This is a genomic window from Tateyamaria sp. ANG-S1 (genome assembly GCF_000814025.1).
GTDB lineage: Bacteria > Pseudomonadota > Alphaproteobacteria > Rhodobacterales > Rhodobacteraceae > Tateyamaria.
Window position 1 is genome coordinate 242419 of record NZ_JWLL01000006.1, and the last position, 19249, is coordinate 261667.

At 60.0% G+C, this 19249-nt stretch carries 13 protein-coding genes; 3 read left to right on the top strand and 10 right to left on the bottom strand.

The genetic code is table 11. From position 1 onward, the window contains the following. Genes RA29_RS12470 through RA29_RS12480 form a run of 3 tightly spaced genes read right to left on the bottom strand, consistent with a single transcriptional unit; the run spans window position 1 to window position 4009 of the window. Window positions 1–2358 carry a glycosyltransferase family 2 protein gene (locus RA29_RS12470; protein ID WP_039686434.1) on the bottom strand — a complete coding sequence of 786 codons (2358 nt, stop codon included), beginning with the start codon at window positions 2356–2358 and terminating at the stop codon, window positions 1–3. Continuing rightward, window positions 2358–2984 (bottom strand): hypothetical protein, encoded by a 627-nt coding sequence (locus RA29_RS12475; RefSeq protein ID WP_039686436.1) that lies wholly within the window; start codon window positions 2982–2984, stop codon window positions 2358–2360. Before RA29_RS12475 ends, RA29_RS12470 begins: the two co-directional genes overlap by 1 nt. Continuing rightward, window positions 2981–4009, bottom strand: coding sequence for a glycosyltransferase family 2 protein (locus tag RA29_RS12480; protein ID WP_039687752.1), 1029 nt, complete (start codon window positions 4007–4009; stop codon window positions 2981–2983). The genes RA29_RS12475 and RA29_RS12480 overlap by 4 nt, the downstream gene beginning before the upstream one ends. Before the next feature lie 198 nt (window positions 4010–4207). Here RA29_RS12480 and RA29_RS12485 point away from each other — a divergent pair, with 198 nt between their 5' ends. Together RA29_RS12485 and RA29_RS12490 are read left to right on the top strand one after the other, a co-directional pair. Then, a complete protein-coding gene (locus RA29_RS12485; protein ID WP_039687753.1) occupies window positions 4208–5116 on the top strand; it encodes a MoxR family ATPase in 909 nt (302 codons plus the stop codon). 58 nt (window positions 5117–5174) lie between these two features. Beyond that, window positions 5175–6422 (top strand): VWA domain-containing protein, encoded by a 1248-nt coding sequence (locus RA29_RS12490; RefSeq protein ID WP_039686438.1) that lies wholly within the window; start codon window positions 5175–5177, stop codon window positions 6420–6422. A 191-nt stretch (window positions 6423–6613) separates the two neighbouring features. On the opposite strand, the gene purL is transcribed toward RA29_RS12490, so the two are convergent. From purL to RA29_RS12525, 7 genes are all read right to left on the bottom strand, one after another. Beyond that, window positions 6614–8773, bottom strand: coding sequence for a phosphoribosylformylglycinamidine synthase subunit PurL (gene purL, locus RA29_RS12495; RefSeq protein ID WP_039686440.1), 2160 nt, complete (start codon window positions 8771–8773; stop codon window positions 6614–6616). 318 nt (window positions 8774–9091) lie between these two features. Continuing rightward, window positions 9092–9484: a hypothetical protein gene (locus tag RA29_RS12500; RefSeq protein WP_039686442.1), complete on the bottom strand. Its 393-nt coding sequence runs from the start codon at window positions 9482–9484 to the stop codon at window positions 9092–9094. Between the two features lie 1055 nt (window positions 9485–10539). Beyond that, a complete protein-coding gene (locus RA29_RS12505) occupies window positions 10540–10953 on the bottom strand; it encodes a PRC-barrel domain-containing protein (RefSeq protein ID WP_039686444.1) in 414 nt (137 codons plus the stop codon). Between the two features lie 245 nt (window positions 10954–11198). Further along, window positions 11199–11591, bottom strand: coding sequence for a hypothetical protein (locus RA29_RS12510; RefSeq protein ID WP_039686446.1), 393 nt, complete (start codon window positions 11589–11591; stop codon window positions 11199–11201). Window positions 11592–11660: 69 nt separating this feature from the next. Continuing rightward, complete coding sequence (locus RA29_RS12515; protein ID WP_039686448.1) at window positions 11661–12047, bottom strand: hypothetical protein; 387 nt, start codon at window positions 12045–12047, stop codon at window positions 11661–11663. 94 nt (window positions 12048–12141) lie between these two features. Beyond that, entirely contained in the window at window positions 12142–14448 is a 2307-nt protein-coding gene (locus tag RA29_RS12520; RefSeq protein ID WP_039687754.1) for a mechanosensitive ion channel family protein, read from the bottom strand. A gap of 251 nt (window positions 14449–14699) precedes the next feature. Next, window positions 14700–15605 (bottom strand): LysR family transcriptional regulator, encoded by a 906-nt coding sequence (locus RA29_RS12525; RefSeq protein ID WP_039687755.1) that lies wholly within the window; start codon window positions 15603–15605, stop codon window positions 14700–14702. A 170-nt stretch (window positions 15606–15775) separates the two neighbouring features. Between RA29_RS12525 and RA29_RS12530 the strand changes: the two genes are divergently transcribed. Then, the gene (locus RA29_RS12530; RefSeq protein ID WP_039686450.1) at window positions 15776–19195 is read left to right on the top strand and encodes an indolepyruvate ferredoxin oxidoreductase family protein; all 3420 of its coding nucleotides are present in this window, start codon (window positions 15776–15778) and stop codon (window positions 19193–19195) included. The last annotated feature ends 54 nt before the right edge of the window (window positions 19196–19249 follow it).

Sequence of the window (19249 nt, forward strand, 5' to 3'; positions counted from 1 at the left end):
TCAACTCTCCATGTCGAGGGCGAGGGCATAGGCCACCCGCTCGGTCTCGGTCAACTTGACCTTCAGCGCCTGATCGAACAGGTCCTGGAACTCCGGATTTGCATGAAGCTCCTCGGCTTTGGCGCGGTGCCAGTCCAGACCCTTCTCATGCCATGCACGCAACGCGGCATCCTCCATCAGCGCGTCGTATTCCGCGCGCAGCCGTGGCAGGTTCCGCTTGATGGTGATGTCGCGCACATCGGACCAATCCATGCGGATCCAGTAATTGATGCCGATGGACCGATCCACATGCAGCGCACGGCCCCTCTGACGCTTGATCAAAAAGGACTCAGCCGACCGCAACGCATAGTGGTTGAGTTGCAAAAGGTCATAGCCAATTGACTTTTTCGAACTTCTCCACCCGTTTTCAGCGGCTTCCTTGGTCATATCCTTGCCGGATCCATTCACCCAGCGTACATCGGACTTCTTGCCAGGTTTCAGCTTGTTCGGGCGGTGGCAACTGATCTTTTCATAGGCGCCGATGTTCTTGAACATCGTCTTGAAGCCCCAAACAGTGTGCGGCTTGGGGCAGTATTTCGGCGCACAATGATCGAACTGGTCGATGACGAAATCGTCCTTTAGCGCGGTCACACCGTTGTGGCCGAACAGCCGCCAGGTCATCGCGACATTGGTGGCGTCCGGCACCGCGTCAAAGAAGTCCTGCAACGTCCCATTGCCGGTGCGCACGTTCATGAACTCATCCACGTCGATATGGATGATCCAGTCGGCGTTCTTGATCAGCGGCTCTTTCAGCGACTGGTTCAGCGCGTATTGCTGGGGCGAGTTGCCCTTCCAATTGTCGTTGTTGCGGTGCTGGACGACACCCATCTCCTGCAAGCCGTCTAGGATCTCGCTCGTCCCGTCCTCGCACCCGTTGGTGTAGATCAGGAAATTGTCAACGCCCATGGCACGATGGTAGGCGATCCACTCGACGATGTAGGGGGCCTCGTTCTTCATGCAGCCCACGATCACGTTGCCGGTCGATCCTTTGGGCAGCTTGCGCGCGGCCACGGGGGTATAGGCTGCGGCCAGTTCCTCTTCGTTGACGGCGCCCAACCTGTTGTGCGGTGCAAACGAAGACGTCCGCAGCTTTTCAAAGTTCTGAACGGCCAGCGGCGGCATCAACGCGCGCGCCGTATCGGTCAGGCCATCTGATGGCTTTGCTGCCGGTGCTTTGTCCCCGTTCACCCGTGCCAGATCAGCCGCCTTGGTCTTTCGCTCTTCCTGCGTGGCCTTGTCGATCCGCCACATGAAGCCCAGCAAGTATTGCGAGGCACGAAAGCCCCGGGTCGGGTCGGCTTCTTCCCAGGCCTTTTTGGCGCGCGGCGCCTTGAACAGCGTTGCGGGCAAGTCGTGCGCCTTGGCGATGGCCTTGTTCTGCTCTGCAAAGGCCTTCGAAATGGCCGACAGAGATGCGGGATCAATCGGATCGCCGTCCACGCGGATCTCCCCAATAAACGCGCGCCACAATTGCCGCGGCAGGATACGCTTTTCCTTGGCGAGTACCTGCAAGATCAGGTCGTTCAACTGTCGCCCACGGGCTAGCCATGCCGCCGATGGCTCAGGCGGCGTTGGCGCGGCTGTGGCCTTGCCAATCGTGGGTTTGATCCCGAAGGCCGCGCGCACCTCTTCTGTCACAGTCTCATCGGCAAAGGTGTCTGCATCATAGGCCCGAAAGGTCAGGGCACCGTCGCCAAAGACCGCATTCCAGTGCTGTTCAAGTGCGGTGTAGTCCAGCCAGAACGGCGCCGCCTGATTTTCGATGAACACACCAGCCTGCGGGTTGATCCGAGGCGCTGCATTCAGCGCATCAGCCCACCAGGTGTCGGTTTCGGCGAGCGCAAGTTCCTGCGCCAGCGATGTGCCGCGCCCCTCCATAATCTGCTCTGCATAATGACGGGCCAGCAGCCTTGCCGGTTCGTCAATATGCGCGATGATCCGGATATCTGTCGACAGCGGCGTCAGAAGGGCCTTCAACCGCTCAAGCTCGGATCTGGTCACCAGGCTCACACCCAGTTGTGACGCAGACAGTATCAGATGGTCGGGGGAGGCCTGCGCGACTTCCTTTGCCAGATCAGAGGCGACGGTGTCGCGCAGCACCTTCTGCTTGTCGCCGGTGATGTAGCCGCGATTGTAGCGCAGCGGATCGATATGCGCGGCGTCTGTCACGGCCATGTAAAGCCGGGTGTGGTTCTTGTTGCCAAGCGCGCGCGAGTACAGCACGCCCTTGGACATCAATTGGTCGCGCTTGGCGGCAAGCACATTTTGCAGACGGTCCGCCCCCACCTGTTCCAGCCCGATATGCAGGTGGATTTGCATCACGCAACCTCGTTCAACTTGTTCACATTGGTCTTGCCCCACCAATGGATTGGTGTCTCCAGAAACCCACCGATCAGGTCTTTGGCGTCCGGATCGGCGATGTCGTATTCCAGAAAATCCTCGTCATCGCGAAAGATAGCCCGCAGATGGGCGTAATGCGCCTCAATCCACTGCATGCGTTCCACGCTTGTTTCCCCAAACCCTTCGGGCAGGCCGGGGATGTTACCCGCAGGCAGCCGCGCGGTGCCCAGATCGGACCAGGCCAGCATGCTTTGCGACAGGTTGAACGGGTCCCGGCTCGATGCCAGGAACTTCACACCCGGATGATGCGCCCGGATCGCCATGATCAGCCCGAAATCCATCTGCGGCCACAGCGACCGGCCCTCGCGCAGCAGGCTCATCTCGGAAATGCCGTCAAACCCGTCGAAATAGAAACCTGGATCGCCGGTCTCGAAATACCCGCGATAAAGCAGGTCAGCGACAAAGGCGTCATGCAATTCCGTGTTCTCGGTTTGGCGCGGACGAATGCGGTGGTCCGCCACGCGCATCCCGGTCCGGCGCAGGGCACGGGCCAGTGTCGTGGTGCCCGTCTTGGGCAGGCCCAGGTTCACCACTTTCAGCGTCATGCCGCAGGCTCCACAAGCCCCAACTCGATCAACATCGCCTCTTCCTGCGGCGGCAGGGTCGAGGCCGCGCGCAATTGCGCCTGCATCGCTTGGTATTCCGGCTTAGCCAGCAACTCATCCCGCTTGGCGATGTGCAACCGCACGCACTCCTCATGCAGCGCCTTGATCTCCTTGTCTTTCTTTAGTTCACCTAGCGCTTTCTTCAGATCCGGCAGATACCGCTGAATACTCTTGTCCTCCCAAGCAGGATCATTCCGCTCGCGCCAATAGGTATCGTCAAACGCCCGGTTCTCCCGGTTCACATCACCACGGTCGTTCTTTACCAAATAACTGTCGAGCGAGCGCAGCGCATAGTGATTGAGCGTCGCCATCTCCCGCGCCCCGTGCGCCGGAAAGCGCCTGATCCGACGCGGGTTCGCCGCCACCAGAAACTTGTGCGGCACCTTGCGCCCCGACCCATCGGTCCAATCTGGCCGCGCCTTGCCCTTCTGAAAGGGCCGATGCGCACCATAATACTGCAGGGGAAAATCATGGCGCACCAGTGACTTCACCTCAATCGCCGCCTCCCCGCACCACAGGTCCGGATTGTGCGACCGGTGAAACTGCCCGATCACAGGCTTGTCGACATAAGCGTCCACACCATCGCTGGCAAAGAACTGAAATGTCACTGAAATCGCCTGCGGATCTCCACAGGCGTTGATCAATGCCGGGATCGTATGATCGCCTACGTGAATGTTCAGAAACTCGTCCACATCCGCAATCCAGACCCAGTCGGCTTCGGTCACAATGTCCTGACGGCGCGCGTCTTTCAGCGCCTCCATCTGGTAGTTGCGCCCCTCTGCAGGATTGGGAAGATGCTGACACAGGCCACGGTCCGCCAACGCATCCAGCAGCGCATCCGTGCCATCGGTACAATCGTTGCTATAAAACAGGTGATCCGTGGCCCCGATCAAACGGTTAAAGGCGATCCACTCCAACAGGAACGGCCCCTCGTTCTTCACGCAAGTCACCGCTGTCACGCGCATGCCACGCCCGCCTTGTCTGCTGGGTCCATCGCCCGCCGCCTCTGTGTCCCCGGGTCCACGTGCCATATGCCGCAAACCTCATTTTCGTTGCGTTAACACCATGCCATTTCAAGCGAATCGCGTCAACGCGCACGACTTTAGCAGCCCTTGACGACAGGCGCAGACGATGCAGGTTGGAAGCAAGGGAAGGACCACGCCATGCACACACCCACCTCCATTGACGCTGTCCAGTCTATGCTGGCCGACCAAGGGTATGTCTGCGACCGCAGCCTCGGCACGGTGGTCTTCCTCAGCCTGTCGCTCGGCCGGCCGCTGTTCCTTGAGGGCGAAGCAGGCGTCGGCAAAACCGAAATCGCCAAAGCGCTCGCCGCATCGTTAGGCCGTCGCCTCATCCGCCTGCAATGCTACGAAGGGCTCGATGCGTCCTCGGCGGTCTACGAATGGAACTTCCCGGCCCAGATGGTTGCGATCCGCACAGCCGAAGCCGCAGGCGGGGCTGACCGCAAGGCCCTGCAAACCGAACTCTTCTCGGACGAATACCTGATCGAACGCCCGCTTCTCGACGCCATGCGCCCTGACGACCATGGCGCGCCGGTCCTGCTGATCGACGAGTTGGACCGCACTGACGAACCTTTCGAAGCCTTCCTCTTGGAAGCCCTCTCCGATTTCCAGGTCACAATCCCGGAACTTGGCACGATCAAGGCCCCCGAACCGCCCATCGTCATCCTCACCTCCAACCGCACGCGCGAAGTGCACGACGCTCTGAAACGCCGCTGCCTCTACCACTGGGTCGACTACCCCGATTTCGACCGCGAGATGGAAATCCTCCAGTCCCGCGCCCCAGAGGCCGCCGCCGAACTTAGCCGCGAGGTCGTCGCCTTCGTTCAGCACCTGCGGACCGAGGACCTGTTCAAGAAGCCCGGCGTTGCCGAAACCATCGACTGGGCCAAATGCCTGCTGGCGCTCGATGTGCTGACACTCAGCCCCGAGGTCATCGCTGACACGCTCGGCGCGATCCTGAAATACCAGGACGACATCCAGAGACTTCAAGGATCCGAGGCCAAACGCCTTCTGGACGAGGCCAAAGCCTCCCTCGAACCCGCCTAAGCCACTTCCCTGTTTCAAAAAATCCCGGGGGTCCGGGGGCTGGCCCCCGGCATAACAGATGCCAGAATACGCACCGCTCGAACTACCGGAAAACCCCAAGCTTGCAGGCAATATAACTCATTTCGCCCGCGCCCTGCGCCGAGCGGGCCTGCCCATCGGCACTGGCCGGGTGCTGGACGCAATCACGGCCGTCACCAAGGCAGGCTTCACCGAAAAGCGCGATTTCTACTGGACGCTCCACGCCTGTTTTGTCTCGAAACCCGAACACCGCGCGGTGTTCGCGCAAATCTTCCGCCTCTACTGGCGTGACCCGCGTTACCTCGAACATATGATGGCGGCTATGCTGCCTGCCGTGCGCGGCGTGCAGGAGGACCGCGGCGCACAAGCCGCCGAAAAGCGCGCCGCCGAAGCGCTTCTCGACGGCGCGGGCGACGACATCGACCTTCCGGAGATGGAGGAGGGCGGCACCGAGATTGAGATCGACGCTTCGCTGACCATGAGCGCCGAAGAACAGCTCAAGACCCTCGATTTCGAACAGATGAGCACCGACGAGATGGCGCAAGCCAAGGCCATGCTGGCCCGTATGGCGCTGCCGGTCGATCCGATGCCCACGCGCCGGACCCGCGCCGCCGGTCTGGGCCGCGTCGATCCCGCACGCACTCTGCGCGCGGCCATGCGACAGGGTGGCGACATGCGGGACCTGAAATGGAAAACCCCCAGGGTCCGTTACCCGAACCTTGTTGCCCTCTGTGATATCTCAGGCTCCATGAGCCAATACTCCCGCGTCGTCCTGCACTTCCTTCATGCGGTCGCGAACGCCAAGGGCGCAGGCTGGGCCCGCGTTCATGCCTTCACCTTCGGCACACGCCTCACCAATATCACCCGCCACCTGCATCAGCGCGATGTAGATGCCGCACTGAAATCTGCGGGCGCCGAGGCCCAGGATTGGGAGGGCGGCACGCGCATCGGGTCCTGCCTTGAGGCGTTCAACAAGCAATGGTCACGCCGCGTGTTGGGGCAGGGGGCCGTGGTCCTGCTCATCACCGACGGCCTCGACCGCGACGACCCCGATGCGCTGGAAAAACAGATGGAGCGCCTGCACCTCTCCGCTCAACGTCTCATCTGGATCAACCCGCTGTTAAGATGGGAAGATTTCGCCCCCCGCGCGCGCGGCATCGCCGCCATGCTGCCCCACGTGGACAGCTTCCGCGCCGGTCATTCCATCGCCTCTATCGAAGAACTGGCCCAGGTCATCTCCCGCCGTGACGACGTGGGTGACCGGGATCGCCTTTTGGGGATGTTGTGAAATTGCGCGCCTTGAAGCGACATGCGCAATGCGCATGTCGGCGGTGGCGGAAAGCGATTTTTCTTGGAAAAATCTGCGGCGCCACACCCTCGAACAACTGGGTGCTGGACTCCACGTTTTTGCAGGCAAAAAAGTTCTGCCCCCACGCGTCGTTTGGAAACAAACGACGTCAGCGGCTCTGAAACCAAGGTTCAGGCGAAAGTGTTGGCAAAAGTGGAGCGGTAGATGTCGCGCAGTTCGGCCAGCGGAGCAGATGACTTGCCCATCCAGACTGTATCGCCCGAGAATTTGCCGACCGACACAATCGGCACGCCCGCCTTGCCCGCCTCGATCATCAGCGCTTCGGCCTTGTCGAAGGAACAGGCCACTAGATAGCGCGCCTGATCCTCGCCAAAAAAGCTGCCCATCTCACTCGCATCAACCCATACGCCAACGTCTGCCGCTTCCGCGAGTTCAAAGGCAGCCAATGCCAGCCCTCCATCGCTCAGGTCAGTGCAGGCATTGATCAAGTGCCTGTTTTCACGAATAAAATCGCCGTTCCGCTTCTCTGCATCAAGGTCCACATGCGGCGCGTCCCCGTCGGTACGACCGAACACTTCAGCCAAAAGCGCAGACTGTCCAAGATGTCCGCCACACGCGCCTACAAGCAGTGCAACATGACCCTCGCGCACGTCGCCTCCGATGATGTTGTCCGGATGGTCGATCAGACCGACCGCGCCGATGGTCGGGGTGGGTAGGATGGCTGCACCGTCGGTCTCGTTATAGAGTGAGACGTTGCCAGAAACGATGGGCATGTCGAGCGCCGCGCAGGCCTGTCCAATGCCGTTGAGTGCACCCACGAACTGTCCCATGATCTCCGGCTTTTCAGGATTGCCGAAGTTCAGATTATCTGTTGTTGCCAAGGGCTTAGCGCCCACGGCGGTCAGGTTGCGATAGGCTTCGGCCACCGCTTGCTTACCACCCTCGACCGGGTTGGCTTTGACGTAGCGCGGAGTGACGTCCGAGGTGAAGGCCAGTGACTTGTCAGTGCCGTGCACACGCATGATCCCGGCGCCAAGACCGGGAGTGCGGGCGCTGTCAGCCATGACCATGGTATCATACTGCTCATAGACCCACTGTTTGGCCGCGTAGTTCGGGCTGGCGAGCAGTGCCTTCAGCCCGTCGATGGGGTCGATGGATGGGATGTCTCCGAGGGGATTGGTCTCTGGCGTTGGTTCCCACGGGCGGTCGTATTCGGGGGCTTCTGAGGCGAGTTTCGACAGGGGCAGGTCGGCTTTGACCTCGCCGTTATGTTCGATGAGGAAGCGGTCTTCGGCGATGGTTTCGCCCACGATGGCGAAGTCGAGGTCCCATTTGTCGAAGACGGCTTTCGCTTCCGCTTCGAGTTCGGGTTTCAGGACCATGAGCATGCGCTCTTGGCTTTCCGACAGCATCATCTCATAGGCGGTCATTTTCTCTTCGCGCACCGGCACGTCGTTGAGGTTCAGCTTGACGCCAAGCCCGCCCTTGTCGCCCATCTCGACCGCGGAGCAGGTGAGGCCCGCGGCGCCCATGTCTTGGATTGAGATAACAGCGCCGGTTTGCATCAATTCCAGCGTCGCTTCCATCAGGCGCTTTTCGGTGAAGGGATCGCCGACTTGCACGGTGGGACGTTTCTCTTCGATCGTGTCATCGAACTCAGCCGAGGCCATGGTCGCCCCGCCCACGCCGTCGCGGCCTGTCTTGGCGCCGAGGTAGACGACCGGCATGCCGACGCCGGAGGCGGCGGAATAGAAGATTTTGTCCGCGTCTGCGAGGCCCGCGGCGAAGGCGTTGACGAGACAGTTGCCGTTGTAGGCGGGATCAAACCGGACTTCGCCGCCTGCGCAAGGCACACCGAAGGCGTTGCCGTAGCCGCCGATGCCTTCGACCACTCCATGAACGAGTTGGCGCGTTTTGGGATGGTCGGGTTCGCCGAAGGACAGGGCGTTCATCGAGGCGATGGGGCGGGCGCCCATGGTGAAGACGTCGCGGAGGATACCGCCGACGCCGGTGGCGGCGCCTTGGTAGGGTTCGATGTAGCTGGGGTGGTTGTGGCTTTCCATTTTGAAAACCACGGCCTGACCATCGCCGATGTCCACGACGCCTGCGTTCTCGCCGGGGCCGCAGATTACCTGGGGGCCGGTGGTGGGTAATTTCTTGAGGTGGATCTTGGACGATTTATACGAGCAATGCTCGTTCCACATGGCCGAAAAGATGCCCAACTCGGTGAAGGTGGGCTCGCGTCCGATGATCTCAAGAATGCGGTCGTATTCATCGGGTTTCAGCCCGTGATTTGCGATCAGATCTTCGGTGATTTTCGGCTCTTGCATATGTCGTCCCCCGGCTTTGGCACGCTCTTTAGAGCAGGGACGGGCGGGGATAAAGGGTTTGTCCCCGCGGGGACAAGCCATGCGGCGTGTTTGCAGTATTTTAACCGCTCTGTGATCGTGCTTTTGAACTAATGGCTTGGTCTTGCGCACGGTGGGTTCGCTGAAATTTAACCACATTTTCTCAGACTGACGTACGATCCGGTGCGGTCGGGCGTGTGGCGCATTTTTATGCTCCCTGGCCGCGCATTGCGTGACCGCATCCTTGCCGGTGTGCACGCAGCAAAGAGATGCGGCCATCACGACGCCACGGAGGTCCTGTCAGGTCAGAAGCAAGATTGTCAGTGCGCCGTCCTGATCGGAGGCTGGGTTCTGTGCCTTGATCCGCAAACGCAGGGTGTCGGCATCCAGAACCAAATCATTGCCGCGACGGGTGATCAGGTCGGTCTTGGTCGTGACGATCACATCCCGGCCCCGCAAGCGGAAGATGGAGCCGGAGCGGGGCAAGAGAAACAGCCGCACACGCTCTCCGCTGACGCGCAGGCCATTTGTTGTTCCAACGAAGTCGCCATCCGACGAATAGACGCGCACGCCGCTTTTGCCGTCAAAGGCCGCGATGTCCTTTGCGGTGAGATCGGCGTGAGCGGCGGTGGTTGTGAGTGCGAGAGCAGTGACGGCGGCGAGTGTTTTGGCAGCAGAGTAGAGACGGGTCATGGTGTGATTCCTTGGGAGATGAATTGCCCATCACTTGGGGGTGCTGCATGTCCATAAAAAGACGCTGTCACGGGCCCGTGTCTGGCTGTCAAACTCCTCTGGTCACAGAAGAGTGCGCATAGCTTGCAGTACAATGCGGGTCCATTGCGCAAAAGGTGCAGGTTCAGGGCGTGACTGCGCACGGCGTCACGCATTTCTGGCCCAAGTGTCCAGCGTCTTTGACCCGAAAGCGGTCATTGGGTCGTATGCTGTGAAGGCGGGCTTTGAGCCCAAAGCTACTAGTTATATCCAGCAGTAGCCGATTTGTTTTCGGGTTTGGCTTTCAAGTGAAGCGCAGACAGCGTAGTGTGTTTCGATGAGATGGATATTGCTTTTTCTTGGCCTGGTTTTGATGTTTTCTGGTCCGCGTCTGGGCGAAGTATTTCAGTGCTATTGGGTGATTTCTCAAACGGTTGACGGAGCCTAGTCATCTGCGATCTGTGAAAGTCCGTTATGGGTGGAACTGCCGTTTGTTGCGTCGTTTCAGGTAGTTGGCGCACTGCTGTGTGTTACAGGCGTTAGACTTATGAGGAAAAACGCAAAAGTTGCTTAACGCATATGATGGCTGGCAGCTTTGTCCCGCGTCTGAACTATCCGATAGAGCTGCGGCGAAAGTACGGTCTTGGTTCGAGTAAAACCGACCCCCGCGAACGACCGCATTGACGACCTTGTGCTGCGAAGCCGCAATAAGCGTGCCGCGCCTGCGAACGGATGCTGCGTCAGAGAAGTTTCGAAGTCGAATGGCGGCAAAGTCCGCAAAGCGGACTCGAAAGCATGCTCAGGCGAATGAGCACAATTCTATCAGTCAACGCGATGTGCCGCCAGATATTGAAAACTGGAAAGCCCTGCCATGGGATGTGTGGTTTCTACATCGCCGTTTGTTTGAGCGTGGTTCGAGGATGAAGCCTGACAGCGACGCATGCGCTTTGTCTGAAATGCAGGATAGAAAAAAGCCGCCCTGCGGAGTGCAGAGCGGCTTGAATGCTGTGCAACCAGGCGGGTTGCAAGGCGTGCGATTACTTGAAGTCGATCTCAAGTTCGCCGACGGTATTGCGGCCGCCTTGGCCGATGGCTGCAAACAGTTCGTCATCAGTCGGCTCGACAGCGACGCTGCCGTTGGCCACACTCACGTTCTCGGGGGCAATCGTCAGCAGCATGGTGTCGCCTTCGTAGCGCAGGCCGGCTTCGACATCGATTTGGACCACGGCGCGGTCGTCCTCGTTGATCGAAAACTCCTCGATCTGACCCAACAGGACGCCGTCGGATGTCACAACATCGCCCCCTTCGATGGCAGAGATCGTGCTCACGCGGTCTTCTTTGCCAGCGAGTGTGTTGGCTGGATCAAAGGTGATGACAGCGTCGTCGGCCAGGAGGGGTGCGGCGGACAGGGCCAGTGCGGTCGAGGCGATCAGTGCGATCTTGCGTGTCATTGTCAGTCTCCTTTGTATTTTCTGACTTCGGGGAGACAACGGCACCGCATTGTGGATCGTTCCCAAAAAAAGATGTCAAAAATGCTTTAAAAACAAGGGAACTTAGGCTGCCCTGAGGCGTTCGCGCGGATAGTCCCGAACGTTTGGGAATGGGGCGCGGCCGCAGGCGAGGTGATTACAAAATACAAGAAAACGCCCCGGCAGGTGAGGTGCCGGGGTGTCTGGCTTGTCTGATGACTGGACCCTCAGATCCGCGGAAGGTTTACCGTGATCTGGTCGTCATTGTCCTTGATCACCTTTGCCTTGGTGCGGACACGCTGTGCGTTGGCGTTCAGAATGATCTGGGTGCCTTGCAACGTGAGTTCGGTGGTGTTGGTGCGAATGATGATGTCCTTGCCGCTGCGGCGCAGGATGTCGCCGCTGCCGGGTTTGAGGAACAGGGAGGCGCGGTCACCGCTGATCGAGGCGCCTTCGATCAGGCCCACAAGGGCGCCGTCCGACGAAATGACGGCTGTGCCGCGCAGTTTTTCAACCTGCGCCGCGTCGCGGGCTGTGAGGTCGGCGTGAGCGGTGGCGGCGGTAAGGCTAAGGGCCAGCGTCGCGATGGCGCGTTGTGCGGATTTGGTGAAACGTGTCATATGAAATATCCTTTTTGCTGCGTTCTGCTGCGATAACCCGCGAGGGACGCGGCTTATTCGGTGGACATGCTAGGGACCGAGCAGAAGGATCGTGATGGGCGAGCTGTCATCGGTGAAGGACTTGTTTGCCTTGATCCTGATCCGCTGCGTATCGGCCTCCATCACCAAGTTGTTGCCTTGGCGGGTTAGTTGAGCAGGTGTTGTCGTCACAACGATGTCCTTGCCGCCCGTGCGTCGGAAGATGTTGCCGCCGCGTGTTTGGACAAAGAGCCGGGCGCGGTCGCCCGATATGCGGAGCCCGTCAATGGTGCCCAGCACGGCGCCGTCGGATGCCAGCACAAGGCCCTTGGGTGCGCTGGACAGGGCGCTGATGTCGTCAGCGGACAATTCGGCATGTCCGATGCCCGGCACGGCGAGGGCCAGCATTAGCGGCGCGATGTATTTGGCAAGGCGCATGGTCGTCTCCCTTGATCATGTTCAAGGAAAAAGGTGGCGCGCCCGCATCCAAAGGCAAAACGGGTCACGCCATCGTGTCAGGTCCGTGCGCGGCTCAGTCGCCCGGTTTGCTGGCTCCGGGCGCGGCCTCTGCCATCTCTTGCGCGGCTTCGGTTGCGGCGGCGGCGATGGTCGCCTTGTCCTCGTTCGTAAGCTTTTCGTGGTCGTCCAGGCCGGGGATGGCCACGCGCACCTCGCGTCGGGCGAAGTCGATCCCGGCCTCTTCAAATTTGCGGTTCACACGGCTAAGCAGTTCCTTACGGATCGTGAACTGGGTGCCGGGCTTGGCCATGAACTTGCCGCGCATCACGATGCCGACGTCGTCAAATTCCAGCACGCCTTGGGATTTGAAGGGCTGCAGGAAGTCGTCCTGGAAGAGCGGGTCTTCCATCATCTCGGCGCCAATGGATTTGAAAATCTTCTTCACCTTGTTGGGGTCCGTGCCAAAGGGGACGGTGAAGCGCAGCTTCATGATGACCCAGTCGCGGGAATAGTTGGTGATCTTGGGAATCTCGCCATAGGGCAGGGTGTGGACCGGGCCGCGGTGGTGGCGCAGCTGCATGGAACGGATCGAGATTTTCTCGACCGTGCCCATGGTGCCATCCACCTCGACATACTCCCCGGTGCGGAAGGCGTCATCGATCAGGAAGAAGATGCCCGACACCACGTCCGTCACCAGCTTTTGTGCGCCGAAGCCGATAGCAAGACCGACGATCCCGGCACCGGCCAGCAGGGGGGTGGTGTCGACCCCTGCATTGCTGAGCCCGAGGAGGAGGAAGAGCACGATGATCGCTGCCTGGCTGACGCCGAGGATCAAGGGCAGGACCGTGGACAGGCGAGAGCCGCCTGCGCCGCCGCCGTCGCCGCCACCGATCTCTTCCGCGTTGGGGTCGTAGCCTGATGCCGTCATCTCGGCCGCGAGCTTGCGGTTGATGATGAGCGAGACAACCTCATAGACCAGATAGCCGATGGCGATGATCAGCAGGAACTCCATCAGGCTGGCGGCAAAGCGTTCGCCGACGCCTGCGCTGGCGAGCCGGGTCGGTGACATGCCCCAGAATGAGGCGACGGCCACAATGACCAGACCAAACACAAGCACGCGCCCGATGCGGACATAGGACCGGCGGGTCGAGATATAGGCCCGTTCGGCCACCGGACCCTCGCCTGTCATGGGTGGCGCGAGATGGCGGACCAAGCCGCGGATGGCTGTGTCCATGGCTGGCGCAAAGGTAAGAAGGGCGAGGGTCTTGTACTGCGGCACCCCGTCGAGCAGGGCGAAGTTTTCGTAGCTGACCACAACGTTGACGATCCACCATGTGGCCACCGCCACGCCTATGCCGAAATAGGGGTAGATGCGGGCGATCCAGTCTTCGGTCGGGCTTAGGTCGTCATATCCGCCGCGCATCATGTTGATGCTTTCATCCCAGTAGCGCCAGAAGAGCAGCATCACGTAGAGATGAACGGCGAAATTCACCCAGGCCCCGATGCGGGTTTCGCCCACGGGTACGCCGTTGGCTGCGTTGAACGGCACGATCACCTGGCCAATGCCGATCACCATGCCGAGCCAGAACATGTGAAACACCATAGCGCGTGCCGTGTCGTCACTGGCCGTCACGATGCGGTAGTCGGGCGCATTGGGTGCCATGAAAAAGCGCCCGACCGCTGCGGACATGCGGGGCAGGCCAATCAGCCATGGCCCCACCAGCATAAAGAACGGGTGGTAGTAGGTAGGCACGGCGTGCCGGGTGATTTGTGACGCCGCAAGCATGAAGATCGCGACCGATACGATTTCGCTTGTCAGACGTTTGGCGAGCGGCACGACTGCTTCGCGGATGCTTTGGGAGTCGGTACGTTTGGGCGGTAGGATCAGCCAGCTTCGGATCAGGCGGCGGAATGCAAACTCAATCGCAAAGGCCCCGGCAAGAACCATCAGGAAGTAGCCGGCGATTGCCAGCAGCCCCTTTGATCCGACGAAATTCCCGAATGTGGAAAAGGCCCGTGCTTGTTCTGTAAAGAGCAGGGGCAGGCGCTGGATCGCAATGCTGATTTGCTCAACGGCACCGGACGTCAGGTGATAGATGAAGTCCTCGATCTCGGCTGCGTCAGCCTCTGCATCCGTGGTGGCCTGTGCGTTCAGTTGATCCAGCAAGAGCGCGCGTACCTCGCTGTCACTGAGCCGCGACAGCAGGGCGTTGGCGGTTTCTTTGGTAAGCGGTTCGGGCAGGTCTGCGACCGCAGCCTCGCCACCCTCGGACGATGTCGAAAGGAGTGTTTGCGCTGGAAGGGGGGAGGCCAGCACGAAGATGGCCAGTGAAAAAATGAGCAAGTGGCGCCAGACGGCGCTCAAATCTAGCTTTTGCATATATGTCCCCAGACGTACTTTATTGTTTTCCCACACACTGCGCGTGCGCAGGGCACGTTGCAAGGAAAGCTGAAAATCCGGGGAGATAAAAAAAGGCCGAGCGCGAAGCTCGGCCAAGTCCAACAGGGAGGTATGAAGATGGCGCGTTAGCGCCGTGTCTCTTCATTAGGCGAGTTAGGGATGCACTTGCTGCCAATCAAGGCGTTTTCTGCACGCGCGTAGGCATGGCTGGTATGCGTTTGCCGCATGCCTTAGGGATTCTCTTTTTGCCTCAGCATCTTACGGTAGGCGATGATTTCTTCTTGTACGAAGTCGCGGAAGGCGGCGATCCGCTTGGATTGGCGGAGTTCTTCCGGATACGCCAAGAAAACAGGCACATCTGCAGACTCGATCTCGGGCAGGACGCGGATGAGTCGCGGATCGTCCAGCGACACGTAGTCCGGCAGGATCCCAAGGCCGAGGTCCTGTAGCACGCCCTGCAGCACGCCGTAGTAGTTGTTTACCGTCAGGAGTGAGCGGATTTCATATGTCAAAAGATGTTGGACGAGGCTGCTGCCTGCACCCACTTGGGCTGCGTTCACGTTTTGGCAGATCAGCCTGTGGTGAATGAGGTCTTCGAGTGTTTCCGGTGTGCCGTTGGCCTCCAGGTAGGCTTGCGTTGCAAAGACCTGCATCTTGACCGTCATCAGCCGTTTGCGGATGAGGTCAGCCTGGCTGGGCTCTTTCATACGGATGGCCACGTCGGCCTCGCGCATGGGCAGGTCAAGCACGCGCTCCTCGAGCATGAGGTCCACACGCAGATCGGGGTATTGTTCGTAGAGTTTGACGAGGCGTGGAGCGAGCCAGAGCGTGCCGAAGCCGATTGTTGTGGTGACGCGCAGGTCGCCGAACACTTCTTCTTCGCTGTCGCGGATGCGGGCCGACGCCGTGTCGAGCCGTTTGTTCATCGCGGTTGTGGCGTCAAACAGAAGCTCACCCTGTTCGGTCAGGATGAGGCCACGGGCATGGCGGTGAAAGAGCGTCGCGTTCAGCGATTCTTCGAGCCCGCGGATTTGCCGCGAGACCGCCGATTGGCTGAGGTTCAGCTTGTCACCGGCATGGGTGAGGCTGCCCGCGTCCGCCACCGCGTGAAATATTCGTAACTTGTCCCAGTCCATGCGCACCACTTCTGTAACGTTACCGCCAACATAGGCGAAATCTTCATATTTCATATGCTTGGCTTTGCCGGAACTGCGATGTGACAAAAAATTTTGTGGCAAGGTCAGTATTTGTGACCTATTATTGGTGGCAAGTTATGCAAGACTGATCACGGCAGGGGAGGCCAGCGATGAGCACGCAGAAGATTTCCTTGAACGACCGGTATGACCTGGAAAAGAGCCCCGTTTTGCTGAACGGCACGCAGGCGCTTGTGCGCCTGACGCTGATGCAGAAGGCCCGTGATGTGGCCGCAGAGTTGAACACGGCAGGGTTGGTGACGGGCTATCGCGGATCGCCGCTGGGGGCCGTTGATATGCAGATGACCCGAGCGCTCAAGCAGCTTGCGGCCCATGATGTGACGTTTCAGCCGGGGCTTAATGAGGATTTGGCGGCCACGGCCCTGTGGGGATCGCAGCAGGCGGAGTTGCGGGGCGAGGGCAAGTACGACGGTGTCTTTGGCCTATGGTATGGCAAGGGGCCGGGGGTGGATCGGTCCGGTGATGCCTTCAAACATGCCAACATGGCAGGGTCCTCCAAACACGGCGGTGTGCTGGTTGCGATGGGGGATGACCACACTGGTGAGAGTTCTACGGTTTTGCACCAGTCGGAGTGGGCGCTGATTGATGCCTATATGCCCGTCGTGTCGCCCGCCGGTGTGCAGGAGATCATGGATTACGGCATCTATGGTTGGGCGCTGAGCCGGTTTTCGGGTCTCTGGGTCGGCCTGAAGACGATGAAGGATACCGTCGAGGCGACGAGTGTGGTGGATGGTGATCCGCATCGGTTGTCGCTCAGCGTACCGGATTATGTGCTGCCCGAGGGCGGGCTGAATATCCGTTTGGTTGATACGCCCACTGAGCAGGAGGCGCGGATGATCGACCACAAGCGCTTTGCTGCGGAGGCGTTCAGCCGTGCCAACCGCATGGACAAGCGGATGTGGGGCAAGCCGGGGGCGAAGATTGGTTTTGTCGCAGCTGGCAAGAACTGGCTGGATCTGGTCCATGCGCTGAACCTGCTGAACATTGACGAGAACGAGGCGGAGCGGCTGGGGATTACCACATACAAAGTGGGCCAGACCTTCCCGCTTGATATGCAGGGCTTCCATGACTGGGCCGAAGGGCTCGACCTGATTGTCGTCGTCGAGGAAAAGCGCAAGCTGATCGAGGTGCAGATCAAGGAAGCGATTTTTGACGATCGGCGCGGGCGGCGCGTCTATGGCTGGTACAAAGGCGGTGCCGGGTCGATGCACCGCGAAGAGCTTTTCCCGACCCGTGGGGCGCTTGATCCGATCCTGATTGCCGAGAAGCTGGGTGGCATTCTGGTAGAAGAGGGCCGGAACACCGATGGGATTAAAGCGGGGTTGGCGAAGCTGGACGAGGCGCGCCGGTCTGACAATGCCGAGGATATTGCGGCGCGTTTGCCGTATTTCTGCTCGGGCTGTCCGCACAATTCATCGACCAAGGTGCCGGAGGGGAGCCGTGCCTATGCGGGCATCGGTTGTCACTACATGGTGCAGTGGATGGACCGCGAGACCATTGGCTACACTCACATGGGAGCCGAGGGCGCGAACTGGATTGGTGAAGCGCCGTTTTCGGCGCGGGAACATGTGTTCCAGAACCTGGGCGACGGCACCTACAACCACTCGGGGGTGCAGTCCATTCGCGCGGCTTTGGCGGCGGGCACGAACATCACTTACAAGATCCTCTATAACGATGCCGTTGCGATGACGGGAGGGCAGGGGAATGAGGGTGGCCTTGATCCCTACCGGATCGTGGATGAAGTGCGGGCGATGGGCTGTAGCCATGTCGCGGTGGTCTATGACGACAAGGAAGACGTGGATGTGTCGCGTTTCCCGTCGGGTGTGCCGACCCATGAGCGGGCCGAGTTGCAGGTTGTGCAGGAGCGCTTTGCCGAGACGGAAGGCGTGTCGGTCATTGTCTATGTGCAGACCTGTGCGGCAGAGAAGCGGCGGCGGAGGAAGCGGGGCACCTTCCCCGACATCGACAAGCGGGTGTTTATCAATACGGATGTTTGTGAGGGCTGCGGTGATTGCGGGGTGCAGTCAAATTGTGTGTCTATCGTGCCCAAGGAGACAGAGCTGGGCCGCAAGCGGGCGATTGATCAGTCGTCCTGCAACAAAGACTTCTCCTGCCTCAAGGGGTTCTGCCCGAGCTTTGTGACCTTGGAAGGTGCGCAGGTAAAGAAGGCGGCGACGACCGAGTTGGACCTGCCTGATCTGCCGATGCCGGAGTTGCCGGAGATCAGGACCACTTGGAATGTCGTCATCACCGGTGTGGGCGGCACGGGGGTTGTGACCATCGGTGCCGTGATGGCGCAGGCTGCGCATATCGATGGCAAGGGGGCAGGGATGATGGAAATGGCAGGGCTGGCCCAGAAGGGTGGGGCGGTGCATATCCACTGCCGGTTGGCGAATGATCCCGCCGACATCAGCGCCATTCGGGTTGCAACGGGTGAGTGCGATGCGCTGATTGGCGGGGATCTGGTGGTGTCCGCTGGGGCCAAGACGCTGGGGCTTACCAGCGCTGGGCGCACGGGCGCTGTGGTGAACTCGCACGAGATCATTACGGGGGACTTTACCCGCAACACCGAGTTTGCATTGCCATCGGAGCGCCTGTCGCTGGCGCTTGAGGCGCGGCTAAGGGATCGCGTGGACATGTTCGATGCCTCTGATCTGGCGAAGGCCACGATGGGCGACAGTATTTTTTCGAACATGATGATCTTTGGTGCCGCGTGGCAGCGGGGGCTGGTGCCTTTGAGCTTTGAGGCGATCACGGCAGCGATTGATTTGAATGGCGCGGCGGTCGAGCGGAACAAGCGTGCATTCGACATTGGGCGCTGGGCGGTTCTGCATGCGGATGAAGCGGCGCGGATTGCCGAGCCAAAGGTGATCCAGTTGCCTAAGTCGCTTGAGGAGAAGGTCGCGTTTCGCGCCGATCATCTGGTGAAGTATCAGTCGAAGCGACTGGCCAAACGCTATCGCAAGCTGGTGGACGGCATCAAGGACGCCAAGGTGAAAGAAGCGGTTGCCGAGGGCTATCACAAGCTTCTTGCTTACAAGGACGAGTACGAGGTCGCCCGGTTGCATCTGGACACCGAAGCCAAGGCGCGGGAGCAGTTCGATGGTGATTTCAAGATGAAGTTCCACCTTGCCCCGCCTATGCTGTCGAAAGAGGGGCCGGATGGTCGACCGGTGAAGAAAGAGTATGGGCCCGGCATGATACGCAACTTCCGCCTGCTTGCCAAGTTCAAGGGGCTGCGCGGCACGCCGCTTGATCCGTTTGGCTACACCCAAGAGCGCAAGATGGAGCGAGCACTGATCAAACAGTATGAGGCGGACATGAAAGCGGTGCTGCCCAAACTGGATGACGGTACGCGCGATGCCATCGTTGCCTTGGCCGCGTTGCCGCTCGATATTCGCGGCTTCGGGCCGGTGAAGCATGCGAACGAGGCGAAGGCCGCCAAACGGCGCGAGGAGTTGCTGTCGGTGATACGGGCCGGTGGTCCTGTGCAGGCCAAGGCGGCTGAGTGATCACGTCACACCTGTGTCATATGGGCTAGGCAGGATTACGCGCACGCCGTAAAA

What these genes read in the sequence shown, in the direction of transcription:
- RA29_RS12485 (WP_039687753.1), top strand. Translation starts at nt 4,208, where the DNA reads ATGCACACACCCACCTCCATTGACGCTGTCCAGTCTATGCTGGCCGAC.
- RA29_RS12530 (WP_039686450.1), top strand. Translation starts at nt 15,776, where the DNA reads ATGAGCACGCAGAAGATTTCCTTGAACGACCGGTATGACCTGGAAAAG.
- RA29_RS12510 (WP_039686446.1), bottom strand. Translation starts at nt 11,591, where the DNA reads ATGACACGTTTCACCAAATCCGCACAACGCGCCATCGCGACGCTGGCC.
- RA29_RS12520 (WP_039687754.1), bottom strand. Translation starts at nt 14,448, where the DNA reads ATGCAAAAGCTAGATTTGAGCGCCGTCTGGCGCCACTTGCTCATTTTT.
- RA29_RS12480 (WP_039687752.1), bottom strand. Translation starts at nt 4,009, where the DNA reads ATGCGCGTGACAGCGGTGACTTGCGTGAAGAACGAGGGGCCGTTCCTG.
- RA29_RS12475 (WP_039686436.1), bottom strand. Translation starts at nt 2,984, where the DNA reads ATGACGCTGAAAGTGGTGAACCTGGGCCTGCCCAAGACGGGCACCACG.
- RA29_RS12515 (WP_039686448.1), bottom strand. Translation starts at nt 12,047, where the DNA reads ATGCGCCTTGCCAAATACATCGCGCCGCTAATGCTGGCCCTCGCCGTG.
- RA29_RS12505 (WP_039686444.1), bottom strand. Translation starts at nt 10,953, where the DNA reads ATGACACGCAAGATCGCACTGATCGCCTCGACCGCACTGGCCCTGTCC.
- RA29_RS12500 (WP_039686442.1), bottom strand. Translation starts at nt 9,484, where the DNA reads ATGACCCGTCTCTACTCTGCTGCCAAAACACTCGCCGCCGTCACTGCT.
- RA29_RS12525 (WP_039687755.1), bottom strand. Translation starts at nt 15,605, where the DNA reads ATGGACTGGGACAAGTTACGAATATTTCACGCGGTGGCGGACGCGGGC.
- purL (WP_039686440.1), bottom strand. Translation starts at nt 8,773, where the DNA reads ATGCAAGAGCCGAAAATCACCGAAGATCTGATCGCAAATCACGGGCTG.
- RA29_RS12490 (WP_039686438.1), top strand. Translation starts at nt 5,175, where the DNA reads ATGCCAGAATACGCACCGCTCGAACTACCGGAAAACCCCAAGCTTGCA.
- RA29_RS12470 (WP_039686434.1), bottom strand. Translation starts at nt 2,358, where the DNA reads ATGCAAATCCACCTGCATATCGGGCTGGAACAGGTGGGGGCGGACCGT.